Annotated in this window: 13 protein-coding genes; 2 read left to right on the top strand and 11 right to left on the bottom strand. The window is 71.8% G+C overall.

Features of this window, described 5'->3' with window-relative positions; genetic code table 11:
* Window position 1 precedes the first annotated feature (1 nt).
* Window positions 2–262, bottom strand: coding sequence for an acyl carrier protein (locus ACWDAG_RS44455; RefSeq protein ID WP_450701273.1), 261 nt, complete (start codon window positions 260–262; stop codon window positions 2–4).
* Between the two features lie 30 nt (window positions 263–292).
* The gene (locus ACWDAG_RS44450) at window positions 293–1,150 is read right to left on the bottom strand and encodes a 3-hydroxyacyl-CoA dehydrogenase family protein (protein WP_450701272.1); all 858 of its coding nucleotides are present in this window, start codon (window positions 1,148–1,150) and stop codon (window positions 293–295) included.
* A gap of 322 nt (window positions 1,151–1,472) precedes the next feature.
* On the opposite strand from ACWDAG_RS44450, the gene ACWDAG_RS44445 reads away from it, so the two are divergent.
* Window positions 1,473–2,792: an MFS transporter gene (locus ACWDAG_RS44445; RefSeq protein ID WP_450701271.1), complete on the top strand. Its 1,320-nt coding sequence runs from the start codon at window positions 1,473–1,475 to the stop codon at window positions 2,790–2,792.
* A gap of 74 nt (window positions 2,793–2,866) precedes the next feature.
* Window positions 2,867–4,105 carry a sensor histidine kinase gene (locus tag ACWDAG_RS44440; RefSeq protein WP_450701270.1) on the top strand — a complete coding sequence of 413 codons (1,239 nt, stop codon included), beginning with the start codon at window positions 2,867–2,869 and terminating at the stop codon, window positions 4,103–4,105.
* Window positions 4,106–4,114: 9 nt separating this feature from the next.
* Here the strand turns inward: ACWDAG_RS44440 and panD are convergent, their stop codons facing one another.
* The 9 genes from panD to ACWDAG_RS44395 form a co-directional block, all read right to left on the bottom strand.
* Window positions 4,115–4,486, bottom strand: a complete 372-nt coding sequence (panD, locus tag ACWDAG_RS44435) for an aspartate 1-decarboxylase (RefSeq protein ID WP_327299452.1) — start codon at window positions 4,484–4,486, stop codon at window positions 4,115–4,117.
* Between the two features lie 74 nt (window positions 4,487–4,560).
* A complete protein-coding gene (locus tag ACWDAG_RS44430) occupies window positions 4,561–5,820 on the bottom strand; it encodes a beta-ketoacyl-[acyl-carrier-protein] synthase family protein (protein ID WP_450701269.1) in 1,260 nt (419 codons plus the stop codon).
* A 232-nt stretch (window positions 5,821–6,052) separates the two neighbouring features.
* The gene (locus ACWDAG_RS44425) at window positions 6,053–6,745 is read right to left on the bottom strand and encodes a 4'-phosphopantetheinyl transferase family protein (RefSeq protein ID WP_450701268.1); all 693 of its coding nucleotides are present in this window, start codon (window positions 6,743–6,745) and stop codon (window positions 6,053–6,055) included.
* Window positions 6,738–7,982, bottom strand: a complete 1,245-nt coding sequence (locus ACWDAG_RS44420; protein WP_450701267.1) for a cytochrome P450 — start codon at window positions 7,980–7,982, stop codon at window positions 6,738–6,740. Before ACWDAG_RS44420 ends, ACWDAG_RS44425 begins: the two co-directional genes overlap by 8 nt.
* A gap of 2 nt (window positions 7,983–7,984) precedes the next feature.
* On the bottom strand, window positions 7,985–8,725 hold the full coding sequence (locus ACWDAG_RS44415; RefSeq protein ID WP_450701266.1) for an SDR family NAD(P)-dependent oxidoreductase: 741 nt from the start codon (window positions 8,723–8,725) through the stop codon (window positions 7,985–7,987).
* A gap of 15 nt (window positions 8,726–8,740) precedes the next feature.
* Entirely contained in the window at window positions 8,741–9,763 is a 1,023-nt protein-coding gene (gene gntD, locus ACWDAG_RS44410; protein WP_450701265.1) for a guanitoxin biosynthesis L-enduracididine beta-hydroxylase GntD, read from the bottom strand.
* 44 nt (window positions 9,764–9,807) lie between these two features.
* Window positions 9,808–10,044, bottom strand: a complete 237-nt coding sequence (locus tag ACWDAG_RS44405) for an MbtH family protein (protein ID WP_450701264.1) — start codon at window positions 10,042–10,044, stop codon at window positions 9,808–9,810.
* 99 nt (window positions 10,045–10,143) lie between these two features.
* A complete protein-coding gene (locus ACWDAG_RS44400) occupies window positions 10,144–16,350 on the bottom strand; it encodes an amino acid adenylation domain-containing protein (RefSeq protein ID WP_450701263.1) in 6,207 nt (2,068 codons plus the stop codon).
* A partial coding sequence (locus ACWDAG_RS44395) for a phosphopantetheine-binding protein (RefSeq protein ID WP_450701262.1) occupies window positions 16,347–16,673 on the bottom strand: 327 nt, incomplete at its 5' end. The genes ACWDAG_RS44395 and ACWDAG_RS44400, both read right to left, overlap by 4 nt.

Genomic DNA, 16,673 nt, shown 5'->3' with positions numbered 1-16,673 from the left:
CTCATCCGACCGCGGAGGCGGTCTTGCCGGCGAGGTAGGCGGTGATGGCGTCGACGGAGCAGAAGTTGCGGAGGTCGAGCTCGTCCGTCTCGACCACGACGCCGAACTGCCGCTCCACATAGGTCACCAGCTGAACCGCGAACAGCGAGTTGACCAGTCCCACGGCGAAGATGTTCTCGTCGTCGGGCACCTGTCGGCCGAGGTGTCCGGCCAGGTACTGCCGGACACCTTCACGGATGCTGTCCGGCTGCTCGGTAGTCACAATCGTCCGTCCTTAAGTCGATCTCGGTCGCTACTGCTCGTAGGTGTGGAAGCCACGTCCGGATTTGCGCCCCAGGTATCCGGCGTCGACCAGCTGCCGCAGCAGCGGGCACGGCCGGTACTTGCTGTCGCCGAACCTCTCGTGGAGGACCTCGACGCTGCGCAGGATGGTGTCCAGACCGATGAGGTCGGCCGTTTCGAGCATCCCCATCCGGTGGCCGAAGCAGGTGGTGAAGATCCGGTCCACCGAGGCCGCGTCGGCGACTCCCTCGAACACCAGGTACGCCGCCTCGTTGACGGCGAGCATCATGACCCGGTTGGAGACGAAGCCCGGGGAGTCGTTGACGACGATGCCCTGCTTGCCCATGCCGGACAGCAGGCGCAGCGCCGTCTCCACGGTGGCGTCGGAGGTGTGCACCGCCCGGATCACCTCGACCACGGGCTTGAGGGGAACCGGGTTCATGAAGTGCATGCCCAGGATGCGGTCGGGCCGACGGGTCTGTGCGCCGATCCGGGTGATGGGTACGCAGGAGGTGTTCGCCGCGAACACCGTCTCCTCGGGGCACACGGAGTCGAGGATCCGGTACACCTCGCTCTTGACGTCCCAGTCCTCGACCACGTTCTCCACCACGAACTCCGCCGCCTTCAACTCGGCGTGGTCGGTCGTGGGGCGGAGCCGCTCCAGGACGGTGTCCACGGGTTCGTGCGCGCCGGCCGACTGCGCCCCGAGCATGCGGGCGAACCGCAGGTCGCGTCTGATCTGCGCCAGGGCGTCATCGAGGGCTTCCTCGGCGATGTCGACCAGGACGACCTCGTGCCCGGTCATGGCCAGACTCTGCGCGAGCCCGCGTCCGATGGTCCCCGCGCCGACCACACCGACGGTCCTCATGTCTCTTCACACTCCTCGTGGATCCCGGCCCCCGGAGAGGGAGGTGGGGAGGGCCGACCCGGCCTCGGGCGTCATACGCGGGGCGATCCGGACCACCGGTCGGTGGGCCGGTGTGGGGCCCCGGACAGTCGGGGCCCCACGCTCCCGCGCCAGTGCCTCGCTCTCGGCCGCAGGGCCCCGAGGCACTCTCAGGCCGGAATCCTGTCAGCGGGCCCCGTGTCGCTCCAGGCAACAATGCGGCAACTGGACCGGCGCCCGATCCCATCGGTGATGCCGGTTCGTTGCCTGGCCCACGTGATCCGGGCCGGGCAGCATCGCCGGCATGGCACAGCTGGAGCACCGACCGTCCTCGGACAGCCCCCCGTCGCTGTGGCAGAACCGCGACTACATGGTCTGGTGGGCCGGAACCGGACTGTCGACGCTCGGCAGCAGCATCTCCTCCATCGCCTTTCCGCTCTACGCCCTCTATGCCACCGGCTCCGCGGCCCAGGCGGGAAGCATCAGTGCCGCCAACCTGCTCGGCTCCGTCACGATGACGCTGGTCGGGGGCGCGCTCACCGACCGGATGTCGCGCCGGGCCATCATGATCTGCGGACCACTGGTCCAGGCGGTCGCGCTGGCGCTGGCGGCGTGGCTGGTGCACCGCGGCGGCGCCCCGCTGCTCTCGTTGGTGGCCTGCGCCCTGTTCAGCGGCCTGGCCTCCGGCCTGACCATGGGAGCGGCGACTCCGGCCCTGCGCCGTATCGTCCCCAGGGAGCAGGTCGGAGCGGCCACCGCGCAGGGCATGGGACGGGACCTGGTCGCCCAGCTCTTCGGGTCGCCGCTGGGCGGGCTGCTGTTCGCCACGGCCCGCTGGCTGCCGTTCCTCGCGGACGCGGTGTCGTACGTGTGCGCCGCGGTGGGCGTCGCCCTCATCCGCAGGCCGCTGGGTCCGGACCCCTCCGAAACCGGCCGCCAGGGCCTGTTCGGCGGTCTGGCCGCGGGCGGACGGATGGTGTGGCACCACCCCTACCTGCGCTTCACCGTCGTGTGGGGCGCCTTCCTCAACGCGGTCACGCAGGGCTTTCTGCTGCTGCTCATCGCCCTGGTCAAGTACCGCGGCGGCGGCCCGACCGCAGTGGGGTCGGTGAACGCGGCGGCACTCGTGGGCGGCGTCGTCGGCGCGGTCGTCACACCGCGGATCATGCGGAGGCTGCGGGCGAAGACCGTCGTCGTCATCGCCATGTGGCTCTTCGTCCAGTCCTTCGCCGCCGTCGCCGCGGTACCCCGCCCCTGGCAGATCGGCGCCGTCCTGCTGGTCGCCATGGTGGCGACCGTCCCCCTCAACGTCGTGCTGGAGTCCTACGAAGCCCGGCTGGTACCCGACGAGTACAGCGGGCGGGTGGCGGCCGTGACCCGCTTCGGGATGCAGTGCCTGCAGTGGACAGGTCCGCTGGTCGCCGGCTTGTGCGCCGACCTGTTCGGCGTCCCCGGCGCTGTCCTGACGCTCATGATCGCGATGCTAGCCTTGGCGGTGGTCCTTCACCGGAGCCGGTCACTCGGCGTGCTGGACATTCCGCTCAAGGACGTCGTGGAACTCACAGGGCCCGCCGACGGCGAGGCCAGCGGCGCCGGGACCGCGTCCAGCGGGACGCACGGGTAGGCACCCAGCCCCTCCAGAAGGACGGCATGGCGCGGCGTCTGTCGCCGGATGCCAGAGGGAAGGACAACGCAGAGATGCCGGACACGCCCGCGACGCGACGACATGTGTGGACGGACTGGCCCGCGCCCGAAGCGGTCCACCGCTCCGCCAGCGCCCACGTCCGGCGGGTCGGGGGCTGGGTGCGGGCGGTGCTGCTGGCGCTCGTCCTGGTGGTGGCCGTCGTCAAGCTCCCTGGCGGGTCCGCTGCCCCACTGCGCCGGGTGGCGTTGTCCGGGCTGATCGTGCTGATGCTGGCCGCTTCCGTGACCGCCCGCCGAATGGCCCTGAAGCAGCGGCTGTTGCCGGCGGCGGGCGCGCTGGCCGTACTGGCGGCATGCGTGGCCGCAGCCCAGCTGCTGGGTTCGGAGTTGCTGGCGCTGGGGCTGCTGTGCGTGCCCATCGTGTCCATGGCGCACCTGGCGCCCGTATGGCTGGCCGTCGCCTACACGGCCGCTGCCGACGCCGCGCTGGTGCTCGTCGAGGCAGGCCGGGGCTGGCATGTCTTCTCGCTGCTCGCCGGGGCGTGTCTGCTCCTCGGCTACCTCAGCCGACAGGACCGTGAGGCGCGGGCGGTCGTATGGCGCCTGCTCGCCCAGGAGCGGGCGGCGCGCGCGGCCGAGCAGATCGCGCGCGACGCGCAGGCGGAGTCCGCGGCGCTGAACGAACGCGCGCGGATCGCCCGCGAGATCCACGACGTGCTGGCGCACAGCCTGTCCGCTCAGTTGATGCATCTGGAGACGGCTCGGCTGCTGCTGGAGCGCGGGGCCGACGCCGGCGAGGTGACGGAGCTCGTGGTGAACGCGCGCCGGATGGCGCAGGAGGGGCTGGTCGAATCCCGGCAGGCGCTGTCCGCCCTGCGCGGCGAACAACTGCCGATCGCCTCGACGCTGGCCGACATGGGCGGCGAACTCGGGGCCGAGGTCTGTGTGGAGGGCGAACCCCGTCCGCTCGGCGGGGAGGCGTCGCACGCCGTACGGCGGGTGGCCCAGGAGGCGCTCACCAACATCCGCAAGTACGCCCGGGGACACGGCGTGACGATCCGCCTGGAGTACGAGCGGGACACCGTTCGGCTGGAGGTCGTGGACCGTGCGCCCGGAGACGACCGGGCCCGCGACGCCGGGTCCGGCTCCCCGACGCCGCCGGCCGGGGCCGCGGTGAGCGGCCCCGGTTACGGCCTGCGGGGCATGCGCGAGCGGGCCGAGATCCTCGGCGGCACGCTCGACGCCGGTCCCACCGGGGAGGGGTTCCGGGTCCTGCTGGAACTGCCCGTGTGACGGACGGGATCAGACGGAGGGGTCGCTCCCCACGCTGACGATCCCGTTCTCGCCGTTGACGAACACCACACGCGGCTCCAGCTTGGCCGCCTCCTCGTCCTCGACGGACGCGTAGGCGATGATGATGACGATGTCCCCGGGCTGGATCAGCCGGGCGGCGGCCCCGTTGATGCAGACGACGCCCGAGCCGCGCTCGCCCTCGATGACGTAGGTCTCCAGGCGTGCGCCGTTGTTGACGTCCACGATGTGGACCAGTTCGCCGACGAGGAGGTCCGCCTCCTCCATGAGGACCGGGTCCAGCGTGAGCGAGCCCACGTAGTTGAGGTCGGCCTGGGTGACCGTGGCCCGGTGGATCTTGGACTTCATCATGGTCCGGCGCATCGTCTTCCTCGTTTTTCGGTAGGTCGGAACTCTTGCAAGGGGGGAAGGGGAACAGGAAAGGCTGGGGACCGGGATCAGGAGGCGGCGCGGAAGGCCAGGACGACGTTGTGCCCGCCGAATCCCGAGGAGTTGCTCACGGCGGCGACCTGTCCGGCGGGCAGTGCGCGGGGCACGTCCCGGACGACGTCCAGTTCCACGGCGTCGTCCGGATCCTCCACGTTGATCGTCGGAGGGGCGAGGCGGTGGTGCACGGTCAGGACGCTGGAGACCGCGGCCAGCGCGCCGGAGGCTCCGATCAGGTGGCCGGTCATGGACTTGATCGCGGACACCGGGGTGGCCCGCGGGCCGAACACCGACGAGATGGCCCGGCTCTCCACCAGGTCTCCGCCCGGCGTGGAGGTGGCGTGCGCGTTCACGTGCGCCACGTCCGACGCGCCCAGGCCGGCGTCGTCGAGCGCGGTGCGCAGGGCGCGGGCCATCGACCGCCCGCTGGGCTCCTGGCGGGCGATGTGATGGGCGTCGGCGCTCACGCCCGCTCCGGCCAGCTCACCGTAGACACGGGCGCCGCGTGCTCGCGCGTGCGGCATCGACTCCAGGACCAGCATGGCCGCGCCCTCGGCGATCACGAAGCCGTCGCGCTTCTTGTCGAACGGCCTGGAGGCGCGGTGCGGCTCCTCGTTGTGGCACGACAGGGCGGTCATGCTGGCGAAGCCCGCGATGGTCAGCGGGTTGATGATCGCCTCGGCTCCTCCGACGACGACCACGTCGGCCCGTCCGAGGCGGATCAGGTCCAGACCGGCCGCCACCGCCTCCGCGCCGGCGGCACACGCGCTGGTCGGCGCGTGCACGGCGGCCTGCGCCCCGATCTCCATACTGACCTGCGCCGCCGGGCTGTTGGCCATCAGCATGGGCAGGGCGAACGGCGAGACGCCGCGCGCGCCACGGCTGTTGAGGACGTCGTAGTTGTGCAGCAGGGTGGACAACCCGCCCAGCCCGCTGCCCACGACGACGCCGACCCGGTCACCGGGCGGTGCCCCGTGGGTGTCGGCGGGGCCGGTGAACCCGGCGTCCGCCCATGCCTCGCGCAGGGCGATGAGCGCGAACTGGCTGGAGCGGTCGAGCCGCCTGGCGTCGACCCGGCTGAACATCCCGGCCGGCTCCACCGCGGCCCTGGCCGCGATGCGCACCGGCAGTGCGGCGGCCCAGTCGTCGTCCAGCGCCCGTACGGCGCTGCGGCCGTCCAGCAGACCGGACCAGGTGGTGCCCACATCCCCGCCGAGTGGGCTGATGGCACCCAGACCGGTGATGGCGACACTCTCGGAGGGCGTGGGCATGAACGTGTCCCTTTCGCGTCAGGTGGCCCGAGCGGGGAGGAAGGCCGGCGTTCCGTCGGATGGAGGCATGGCGGCTGATGTCCGGCCGGTGCCGACGGCGGCCCGGTGGGGCGGACCTCGGTGGCGGCGCGGTCGCATCATGCCTGGGGCCGGTTGCCGCACTCCAGGCAAGTGCCCGGCAACTCGCACCGGTCCGCAGGCAGTGCCGGAGACGGCCCGCGACCGGCACCGCTCACGCGGGTACGACGACGGCCGCCAGCAGGTAGCTCCCCTGTACCGTCCAGCGGCCGTCGCAGCGGGCGATCGGGTCGCCGCCCCGCACGGGAAGGGGATCGCCGAGGCCTGCGGTGAAGGTGCCGTCCGTGTGCAGCGTGATGTCGCTGTCGGTGAAGCCGACCGAGTGCCCGGTCAGTACGTGGAGCGCCTTGAAGACGCTCTCCTTGGCACAGAACATCAGCCGATCCCAGTGCACGTGGGGTGACTGGTCCCGCAGCAGCCGCGCCCGGTTCCGCTCCGCCGGCGAGGTGATCCGGTCCGCGACGAGCGGCGGCAGCGCCTCGTGCGGCTCGGCGTCGATGCCCAGCGCCGAGGCGTCCCGCAGCCGGGCCACCACGCCGGCCCGGTAACCGGCGCAGTGCGTCATGCTGCCAGTCACCCCGGTCGGCCAGCGCGGTGCTCCCCCGGGTCCGGGCAGCAGCGGGACGGCGGGAACACCGAGCTCCGCCAGCGCGCGGCGGGCGCAGACGCGTACGGTGCTGAACTCGCGGCGCCGTTCGTCCACCACTCCGGCCACCGCTTCCCTCTCCTCGGGAAAGAGCCCGGTGCCGTCGTCGAGGTCCTCGTACGTCTCCTGGACCATCACCCGGGCGGGCACCAGGCCGCGCATTCCCCCGGCCCGGCCCGCGGGCGCCCCGGTGTCAGGCACCGGTGAAGGAGGGGTCCGGGGTGAAGGACACCGGAAGGGTGGCGAATCCGCTGAGGAAGTTGGCGTAGATCCGTCGCGGCTCGCCGGTCAGTCGCATGTGGGCGGCCATGGCACGCAACCCGCCGAACACGGCATTCAGTTCCGCCCGGGCCAGGTAGGCCCCGATGCAGAAGTGAGGGCCGTGGGCGAACGTCAGATGCTTGTTCGGCGTCCTCGCCAGGTCGAACCGGTCGGGGTCGGGGAACTGCCGCTCGTCACGGTTGGCCGACGCGTTCCAGACGGTGACGATGTCGCCGGCCTCGATGAACTCGCCGCCCAGGAAGCAGTCCTCGGTCGCGGTGCGGCCCGAGTGCAGGCTGGGCGTGGTGTAGCGCAGTATCTCCTCGATGGCGGTCTCCAGGCTGACCTGCCCGCTCTTGAGCGCCTGCCACTGCTCGGGGTTGCGTATGAGTTCGAGCAGACCGCCGATCATGGCGAACCTGGTCGTCTCGTTGCCCCCCATGATGATGCTGTAGCAGTTGAAGATGATCTCCTCGTGGCTCAGTGGGCGGTCGCCGACCTCACTGGTGACCAGCAGGCTCACCACGTCGTCGTAGGGCTTGGCGCGGCGTGATGCGGCCAGTTCGGAGAAGTAGAGCAGCAGTTCGTTCTTCGCGCTCCAGGTGCCTTCCTCCGTGGGGGCGCCGTCGGAGGAGGCGAGGGCGGACGGGGTGAGCGACAGGATGTGGGCGCGGTCGGACTGCGGCACGCCCAGCAGGTCGCAGATGGCCGCCAGCGGGATGTTGGCGGCGACGTCGGCGGCGAAGTCGCCCTCGTCCTTGGCGACGGCGTCCTCGATGAGCTTCCAGGTGGCCGTGCGCAGGCTGTCGACGATGACCTCCAGCGCACGGGGGGTGAAGTGCTTGTTGAGTACGGAGCGCAGCGCCGTGTGATGGGCTCCGTCGGTGACGGCCAGCATCCGGCCGCCGGCCGAGTCACCGCCCGCCAGCAGGGTGTCGAGGACGTTGCCCCGCTCGGACGAGAACAGCCGGCCGTCCTTGTAGACGGTCGCCACGTCGTCGTAGCGGGTGATCACCCAGAAGCCGTCGCCGCGCCGGGTCGCGGGGTGGCGGTGGACGGGCGCGGTGTCGCGCAGGTGTCGCCACACCTCGGTGAGGTCGTACTCGGCGTGCAGTCGCGGATCGGCGAGATCGACGCCCTCCAGGGCGCCGGGGTCGAGCAGCGGACGGTTGATCATGTTCAGCTCCTGGTGTCGGGGAAGAAGGCCGTGGTCGCACCGGCCGTCTCGCCCCCGTCGATCACGAACTCCTGGCCGGTCACGAACGCCGCCGCGTCCGAGGCCAGGAAGAAGAAGGCCTCGGCGATCTCCTCGGGAGCGGCATGGCGGCGGGCCGGGATCCGCGCGTTCACCTCCGCCAGCATCTCGTCGGTGTACTCGGCCCGTTGCATGGGCGTGAGCACCGCTCCCGGCGTCACGCACACGGTGCGCACCCGCGGGCTCAGTTCCATGGCGAACGTCTGGCACAGCGACACGACACCCGCCTTGGTCGCGTTGTAGTCGGCGTACAGCGGGTATCCCCGCGAGCCGTTGACCGACGCCGTGGCCAGCAGGACCCCGTGGCCCTGGCGGACCATGTACTCGGCGGCGTGGCGCCACAGGGCGAGCACCCCGAGGAGGTTCACGTCGACGATCCGCCGCACGTCCTCCTCGGTGAGGTCCAGCACCCCGCGCCGCTTGCTGATGCCGGCGTTGGCCACGACGACGTCCAGCCGTCCACGCTCGTCGTGCACCCGCGCCAGGGCGTCGCGCACCGCGCCCCAGTCGGCCACGTCGGTCTCGATCCACCGCCGGTCCGGGCCGTCGGCCTCCTCCGGCGGGACCACGTCCAGGTTCACGACGTAGTCGCCGGAGCCGAGGAACCGCTCGGCCGTCGCTTTCCCGATGCCGCTGGACGCACCGGAGACAACGATCGTTCGCATGTCGGGAACTCCCCCTCAGAGCAGGACGCGGTGGCTGTCACTCTCACGGCTGACGAGCCCCCGGCGCAGATTGCGGGTGACCGTGAGGCGCTTCAGCCAGCGGTCCGTGCCGTCGTACCGCGCGCGGAAGGCCCTGCGGCCGTGCACCGCCCGGTAGTTGTCGAGCACCAGCAGCGTGCCGGGGCCGACCACCACGTCCTGCTGCACGCTCTCCAGTGCGGCCATGAGCCGGTCCAGGGCGTGCTCGGCCGCGCGGTCCTCCCCGGCGATGCGCATGAACGGCCGGTCGATGCGCAGGTAGGGGTTGAGCCGGTCGCCGAACAGCACGGCGGTGGCCTCCGGTTGCTGCTGCATCCGGCGCATCTTCGCCAGCGCCCGGTGGTTCGGGTCGCGTGCCTCCAGCTGCCTCAGGTGTTCGTCGTCGGGCAGGATGTAGAACCGCGGCTCGGCCAGGATCCGCCGGTCCTCGTCGCTCAGCTCCAGATCACGCACCGACGCCATGATCGTGGGCACCCGGTCGTCGTTGCGCAGCCCGAACAGGAGCAGGTAGTCGCACCGGTCGGGGTGGAACCCGTCCTCGGTGTGGAACTCCAGCAGCGCCTCGCTGCCGTACCCGCTCTGGCACTCCTCGTCGCCCTGGATGGGCAGGAGGTTCTGGACGATCCGCCCCGACTGCAGGGTCGCCCAGGCGAACGGCTCGCCCAGCGCCATGCCGCACAGCGCCACGAAGATCTCCTGGTCCCGTGTCGACTTGGCGCCGATGGCGGCCTCCCAGTGCGACGGCGTGGGCCCGATGGTGGTCTCGTCGACCGGGAAGCCGTGCACCAGGGCGCACGCCGAGCGCTCGGAACGCCGGAAGCCGTCCAGGAACGAGCGCAGGCCCGGCGGCAGTCGATGGCCGGAGTCCCAGAACCGGTCGTAGAACTCCGGGCTCGCCGGGTCTCCGCCGGAATCCCTCAGCCGCTCGACGCATTCCATCAGCGCGGCGACGTCGTCACCGTCGAGCGAGTACTCGACGGGTATGTCGAGTCTGGGCATCTTTCACACACCTCATAGCGATCGGAGGGGATACGGCGGCCCGTTCAGCGGGACGCGACCGCGTCCGCCTGCTCCTGTTCCATGGCCCGCACCAGACTCTTGGGCCTCATGTCGGTCCAGTGCTCGTTGACGTAGTCGAGGCAGGCCTGCCGGTCGGCCTCGGGGTGCACGACCTCCCAGCCGGCGGGCACCTCCACGAAGGCGGGCCACAGCGAGTGCTGGCCCTCGTCGTTGGCCAGGACCAGGTAGGTGCCGTCTGCGCGCTCGAAGGGGTTTTCCATGGCTGTGCTCTCCTGTCGGTGGGAACCGGTTCGTATGCAAGGGAAAGGTGGTCGTGAGGGGGTGGGGTCACCGCGGCGCCCGGTTCGGCGCCGGTCCGCTCAGCGGGCGTCGGGTCCGGCGGACCGCGGCCCGGTGACGGCCGTCAGGTGCCGGGCGAGCCGGCTGACGGCGCGGTTCTGGAAGATCGCCCGTACGGCGACCTCGACTCCGAACTCCGCGCGGATACGGCCCGCGAGGCGCAGCGCGGTGAGCGAGTCGGCGCCGACCGCGAAGAGGTCGTCGTCGGCTTCGAGGTGCTCCAGGCCGAGGACCTCGGCCGCGATCGAGCAGAGCCGCTCGACGGCGGGGAGCCGCGGTTCGAGGAAGCGCCCGGTCAGGGCCGTCCGATCTGCGGCCAGCTCCTTCAGCAGGGCGCCGAGCCGCCCCGCGATCCACTCGGCGGTGGCCGCGTCCACCGCTTCCGGACGGTGGCTGATCTCCAGGTACAGCCGGTCCCCCGGAACCGCCATCAGCTTCAGCGGGTAGTGGTAGGCGTCCCTTCCGGTGAAGCCCGTCAGACGCAGTCGGGCACCCGGTACCGCGGGGAGCACGGCATCGGCCGGGTAGTTCTCGAAGACGAGGGACGTGTCGAACAGGGCGTCCATGCCGACCAGCCGTTGGATGTCGGCGAGTCCCAGGTGGTGGTGACCGCTCAGTTCCGTCTGCTCCTGCTGGATCCTGCCCAGCAGCGCGCCCACCGGCTCGCGCGGGTCCAGCCGGACCCGGACGGGGACGGTGTTGATGAGCAGCCCGACCATGTCCTCGACGTCGGGCAGTTCTGGCGGCCGTACGGAGACGGTGGCGCCGAAGACGACGTCGTCCCGGCCGGTCAGGGTGCTCAGCAGCAGTGCCCAGGCGCCCTGGACCAGGGTGTTGAGGGTGACACCGTGGGCGCCGGCGGTGGCCGTGAGGAGCCCGGTCAGCTCTTCCGGCAGCTCGGTGACCACGCGGTGCGGCAGGTCGGGCACGGCCGCCGCCTCCGTGCCGGGCGCGACGAGTGTGGGCTCCTTCAGGTCCACGAGCGCCTCACGCCAGGCGGCCTCGGTCGGGTCGCGGTCCTGTTCCGCGTGCCACCGCAGGTAGCCCTGCACCTCGGGGACGGGGGCCAGTCGGCCGAGGTCGCCGTGGTGGGCGTAGAGCGTGAAGAGGTCACGCATGATCAGGGGGGTCGACCAGCCGTCGGTGAGGATGTGGTGGCTGGTGAAGACCAGCCGGTAGTGGGTGTCCTGGAGCCTGACCAGGGTGAAGCGCAGCAGGGGCGCGGTCGCCAGGTCGAAGCGCCGGGCCCGGTCCTCGGCCAGCAGCCGCTCCAGTCCGGCCTGGCTCTCCGCCGGGTCCGGTCCCCGCAGGTCCACCTCGGTGAAGGGGACGGTGACCGAGCGGGCGATCAGCTGGACCGGCTCCCCGCCGTCCCGCTGCACGAACGCGGCGCGCAGCACCGGGTGGCGCTCGACGAGTTGCCGACAGGCGGTGCGCAGCAGGTCGAGCTTGACCTCGCCCTCCAGCTCGAAGACCAGTTGGACGTTGTACACGTCGACGCCCTGGGTGTCGTAGCAGGCGTGGAAGAGCAGCCCTTCCTGCAGCGGGGTCAGCGGCAGCACGTCGGCCAGTCCCTGCTCGCCCTGGCGCGCGTGGAGACGATCCAGCTCGGCCTGGTCGAGGTCGACCAGCGCCACGTCGGACGGGGCGAGCGCGCCCGCCACCGGGTGGGTGGAGTGCTCCACGAGCGCGCGCAGTGCGGCGAACCAGGCCTGCGCGAGCGCGTCGACCTCCTGGGGCGTGAGCAGTTCGGCAGCCCATGTCCAGGTGGCGACCAGGCAGGGACCACTGGGGCGGTCCTCGGTCGCCGCGTTGACCTCCACGGTGTGCGCGAGCGGCATGCTCTCCTCGACGGCGGGCACCGACACGTCGGGATCCACCGCCACGGCCCAGTCGTCGTCGCCGGAGGCGGCGAAACGGCCCAGGTAGTTGAAGCCGATCTGCGGTCCCCGGAAGCCGGCCAGCTCGGCGGCGGTCCGCTCGTTGAGGTGGCGGAGCATGCCGTACCCGATGCCGTGGTCCGGGATGGCACGCAGGTGTTCCTTGACGCGGCGCAGCGCCCGGGCGAGCAACGGTCCCGGATCGGCGGCCGCGGTCCAGTCGTCGGTCCCCGGGTCGAGGTACGCCGGGAACAGCGTGGTCAGCCAGCCGACGGTACGGGACAGGTCCGGGCCGGGGCCGATCTCCTCGCGGCCGTGTCCCTCCAGGTCCACCAGGACTCCGGAGGCCGCGGACACGCCCCGGTCCCGGCGCCAGGAGGAGACGGCGAGGGCAAGCGCGGTCAGCAGCACCTCGTTGATGTCGGCTCGGTAGGCCGCCGGCACGCTCGTCAGCAGCTGCTCGGTGCACTCGGGCGGCAGGGACAGGGTGAGGCTGCGGCTGGTGCCGTGCTGGTCCCGTGCCGGATCCAGCGGGCGCCGCGTCAGCAGCGGGTCCTCGCCGCCGAGTACCTGCCGCCACAGCGAGAGTTCCGCCGTGCGCTCCGGTCGGACGGATTCCTCGGCCAGTCGTGCGCCCCAGGTGCGCAGCGGGGTGGGCACCGGGTCGAGGGCGGGCTTCTCGCCGCGTGCGAGGGCCGCCCAGGCGGCCTCCAGGTCCGGCAGCAGGATCCGCCACGACACCCCGTCCACGGCGAGATGGTGGATGACGAGCAGCAGACGGCCCTGGCGTTCGGGTCCGGCGTCGAACCAGACCACGCGCATCATGTCGCCGGTTCGGGGGTTGAGGGCGTCGAGCGCGTCGGCGGAGTGCCGACTGAGGCCCTCGCGCATCCGGGTGTCGTGGAGCGAGGAGACGTCGACGCGGTAGACGAAGTCGTCCGCCGAGGTCGCCGCCGTCGGTCCGACCTCCTGCCGCCAGCGGCCCGAGTCGTCGACCAGTAGGCGCAGGCGCAAAGCGCTGTGCCGGTCCAGCAGTGCCTGGACGGCTCCCTTCAGCCGGTCGAGGCCCAGTCCGGCGGGCACCCGCAGCAGCACCGACTGGTTGAACCGGTCGACGGGGCCGCCGAGTTCCCGCAGCCAGTGGGTGATCGGTGTGGGGAGCACCTCGCCGGCTCCGGAGTCCTCCGCCGGCGCGGGTGCCGCCGGCTGCTCGGCACCCGCCACCCGGGCCAGCGCGGAGACGGTCTTGTACCGGAACACGTCCTTGGGCGTGAGCACGAGCCCCGCCTTGCGGGCCCGGGCGACCAGCTGGATGGACATGATGGAGTCGCCGCCGAGGTCGAAGAAGCCGTCGTCGACGCCGAGTTCGCCGACGCCGAGGACCTCGGCGAACAGCGCGTGCAGCACGCGTTCCCGTTCGTCGCGGGGCCCGCGCACGGCGGACCTGGCGACGGTGGTCCCCGGTGCCGGCAGGGCTCGGCGGTCCAGCTTGCCATGGGGCGTCAGCGGCAGTTCCGACAGGACGACGAAGTCCGAGGGGACCATGTACGCGGGCAGTTCCGTGGCGGCGCGGGCCCGCAGTTCCGCCACGTCGACGGTGCCCGCGGCGACGGGCAGCACGTAGGCGACGAGCCGCCGGGCCCCGGGGACGTCCTCGCGCACCACCACGGCGGCGTGCGCGACCGAGGGGTGGGCGCCGAGGACGGCCTCGATCTCACCCGGCTCGATGCGGTGGCCGCGGACCTTCACCTGGTCGTCGGTCCGCCCCCCGTAGACCAGGTCACCGCTCGGCGTCCACCAGGCGATGTCACCGGTGCGGTACATACGGGTGCCGGGCGCGCCGAACGGGTCGGCCACGAAGCGCTGCGCCGACAGTCCCGGGCGGCTCAGATAGCCGCGCGCCAGTTGCGGTCCGGCCAGGTACAGCTCGCCGGGGACCCCGCAGGGCACGGGGCGCAGCCAGGCGTCCAGCACGTAGGCGCGCGCGTTGGGCACCGGACGGCCGATGGGCACCGCCCCTGGTGCGAGGACGTCACCGGGGCGCACCCGGAACTCCACGCATCCCACGGTGGCCTCGGTCGGGCCGTACTCGTTGACCACGGTGGTCCCGGGATGGCGGGCACGCCACTCGGTGAGCATCTCCGCGGTCAACTGCTCACCGCCGACGACGAGTTCACCGGTGGGCGAGTACCAGTCGGCGACGCTGGTGAGCACGGACAGATGACTCGGCGTGGCCTTGACGAAGGTGGGCCGTCCGGTGCCCAGCAGACCGTCCGGCGGCGGGGAGCCGTCGAGGTCGGCCAGGCGCAGCCGGCCTCCCCGGGTGAGCGGCCCGAACAGAGCGGTGACGGTCAGGTCGAATGAGGCCGGCGAGTGCAGCAGCGCCCGCCCGCCGAGGCTCGGGTAGGCCTCGTGAGCGAAGGCCAGGTAGGCGAGGACCGAGCGGTGCTCCACCATGACGCCCTTCGGCCGCCCGGTGGAGCCGGAGGTGTAGATGACATAGGCCGGGTGGGACGGGCTCAGGGGTGCCGTACGTTCCGTGTCGTCCAGGTCGTGACCGGGAAGCTCGGACAGGGCGGCACGGACCTCCGGGGCGTCCAGCACGACGGCTCCGGGCAGCGGGGCGACGTCCGAACGGCTCACCACCGCCACGGGGGCGCTGTCCTCGACCATGAAGGCGATCCGGTCCGCGGGATAGGTCGGATCGACGGGCACGTAGGAGGCGCCGGTCTTCACCACGGCGAGCAGGGCCACCAGCAGGTCAGCCGAACGCGGCAGCACCACGGCCACCGTCCGCTCAGGCCCGGCACCGCTGCGGCGCAGGTGGCGGGCCAGCCTGTTCGCCTGTTCGTTGAGTTCGGCGTAGCCGAGTTCCCGTGCGTCCCACTCGACCGCGACGGCGTCGGGGGTGCGGCGCACCTGGGCCTCGAACACCTCGGGCAGGGTGGCGGCGGGCACCTCAAGCGCGGTGTCGTTCCACTTCTCGACGATGCGGGCGCGCTCCTCACCGGAGAGCAGCTCGATGCGTCCCACCGGCGTGGAGGGCGCCTCGACCACCGTCCGCAGCAGCGTCCGCAGCCGCTCGCCGAAGTCCCGCACCGTGTCCCGGTCGAACACGTCCGCGCGGTAGTTGAGCTCCAGCCGCAGCCGCTCACCCGGGACGGCGACCAGGCTCAGCGGGTAGTGGGTCGATCCGGTGGTGTCGCCGCCGCCGTCGCTCTCGTCGAGGACGGTGATCTGCAGGCCGGGCACCGGCCGCTGCACGGACCCGCGGTCGAGCGGGGCGTTCTCGAAGCCGGTGGAGGTGTCGAAGAGTTCACCCCGGCCGACCAGCCGCTGAATCTCGGCGAGCCCGAGGTAGTGGTGGTCCCCCAGCGCCGACTGCTCGTCCTGGACGCGGGCCAGCAGCGCCTCCAGCGATTCCGCGGGGTCGAGCCGGATACGCACGGGCACGGCGTTCATCAGCAGCCCGACCATGCTCTCGATGCCGGGGAGCTGAGGCGGACGTCCGGAGACCGTCGTACCGAACACGACGTCGTCACGGCGGGTGATCATGCTCAGCAGCAGCGCCCAGGCGCCCTGCACGACCGTGTTGAGGGTCAGTCCCCGGTCGCGGGCCGCCGTGCGCAGGGCCGCGGTGAGTTCCTCGGTCAGTTCAAGGGTCGCCAGGGCCGGCATCGCGGCGGTGCCGGCGGAGTCGGCTCCCGGTGCGACGAGGGTGGGCTCGCCGAGGCCGGCGAGCGCGGTGCTCCAGACCCGCTCGGCCTGTTCGCGATCCTGCCGGGCGAGCCAGGCGAGGTAGCCGCGGTAGGGCACGACGGCGGGAAGCGCCGATCCGTCGCCGTCGTTGGCGTACAGCTGGAACAGGTCACGCAGCACGAGGGGCAACGACCAGCCGTCCAACAGGATGTGATGGTACGTCAGCACCAGGACGTGCTGGTCGGTCTCCTGCTTGACCAGGGTGACGCGCAGCAACGGGGGCCTGATCATGTCGAAGCGGTCGGCGCGGTCCTCGGCCAGCAACCGGTTCAGTTCGGCGCGCCGCTGCGCGGGCTCCAGCGGGCTGAGGTCGGTCTCGGTCCACGGCAGTTCGACGCCGCGGTGGACCAGTTGCACCGACTCGCCGGACGCGCGGCGCTGCTGGAAGCCGACCCGAAGCACGGCGTAGCGGTCCAGCAGGGCCTGGAAGGCGGCGCGCAGCCGGTCAGCGGAGAGTTCTCCCGTCAGTCCGAACGCGGTCTGGACGTTGTAGACGTCGACGCCCTGGTGGTCGTAGACGGCGTGGAAGAGCATGCCTTCCTGCAGCGGTGACAGCGGCAGAACGGCTTCGATCGGCGATTCCTTCACTTGCTGGTCCCCCATTGCGTCTCGAATTCGTTCAGCTCGTCCTGATCCACGTGGACCAGTTCCTCGTCCGGCGCGTCCCCGAGCCAGGGGGCGGCCTCGGCTTCCACCGCGGTGGCCAGTTCGGCGAGTGCGGCGACGGTCTTGTGCCGGAAGACGTCGCGCGGTGAGATCACCACTCCCGCGGCGCGGGCGCGGGAGACGAGCTGGATGGAGACGATCGAGTCGCCCCCCAGGTCGAAGAAGCTGTCGTCGACACCGACCCGCTCCACACCCAGCACCTCAGCAAACAAGGCACACAACAACCGCTCCCGCTCCGTACGCGG

It is taken from the genome of Streptomyces sp. NPDC001157, from assembly GCF_053598255.1.
This window is presented reverse-complemented; position numbering and strand designations above follow the sequence as displayed.

What these genes read in the sequence shown, in the direction of transcription:
- ACWDAG_RS44450 (WP_450701272.1), bottom strand. Translation starts at nt 1,150, where the DNA reads ATGAGGACCGTCGGTGTGGTCGGCGCGGGGACCATCGGACGCGGGCTC.
- ACWDAG_RS44445 (WP_450701271.1), top strand. Translation starts at nt 1,473, where the DNA reads ATGGCACAGCTGGAGCACCGACCGTCCTCGGACAGCCCCCCGTCGCTG.
- ACWDAG_RS44440 (WP_450701270.1), top strand. Translation starts at nt 2,867, where the DNA reads ATGCCGGACACGCCCGCGACGCGACGACATGTGTGGACGGACTGGCCC.
- panD (WP_327299452.1), bottom strand. Translation starts at nt 4,486, where the DNA reads ATGCGCCGGACCATGATGAAGTCCAAGATCCACCGGGCCACGGTCACC.
- ACWDAG_RS44430 (WP_450701269.1), bottom strand. Translation starts at nt 5,820, where the DNA reads ATGCCCACGCCCTCCGAGAGTGTCGCCATCACCGGTCTGGGTGCCATC.
- ACWDAG_RS44420 (WP_450701267.1), bottom strand. Translation starts at nt 7,982, where the DNA reads ATGATCAACCGTCCGCTGCTCGACCCCGGCGCCCTGGAGGGCGTCGAT.
- ACWDAG_RS44415 (WP_450701266.1), bottom strand. Translation starts at nt 8,725, where the DNA reads ATGCGAACGATCGTTGTCTCCGGTGCGTCCAGCGGCATCGGGAAAGCG.
- gntD (WP_450701265.1), bottom strand. Translation starts at nt 9,763, where the DNA reads ATGCCCAGACTCGACATACCCGTCGAGTACTCGCTCGACGGTGACGAC.
- ACWDAG_RS44405 (WP_450701264.1), bottom strand. Translation starts at nt 10,044, where the DNA reads ATGGAAAACCCCTTCGAGCGCGCAGACGGCACCTACCTGGTCCTGGCC.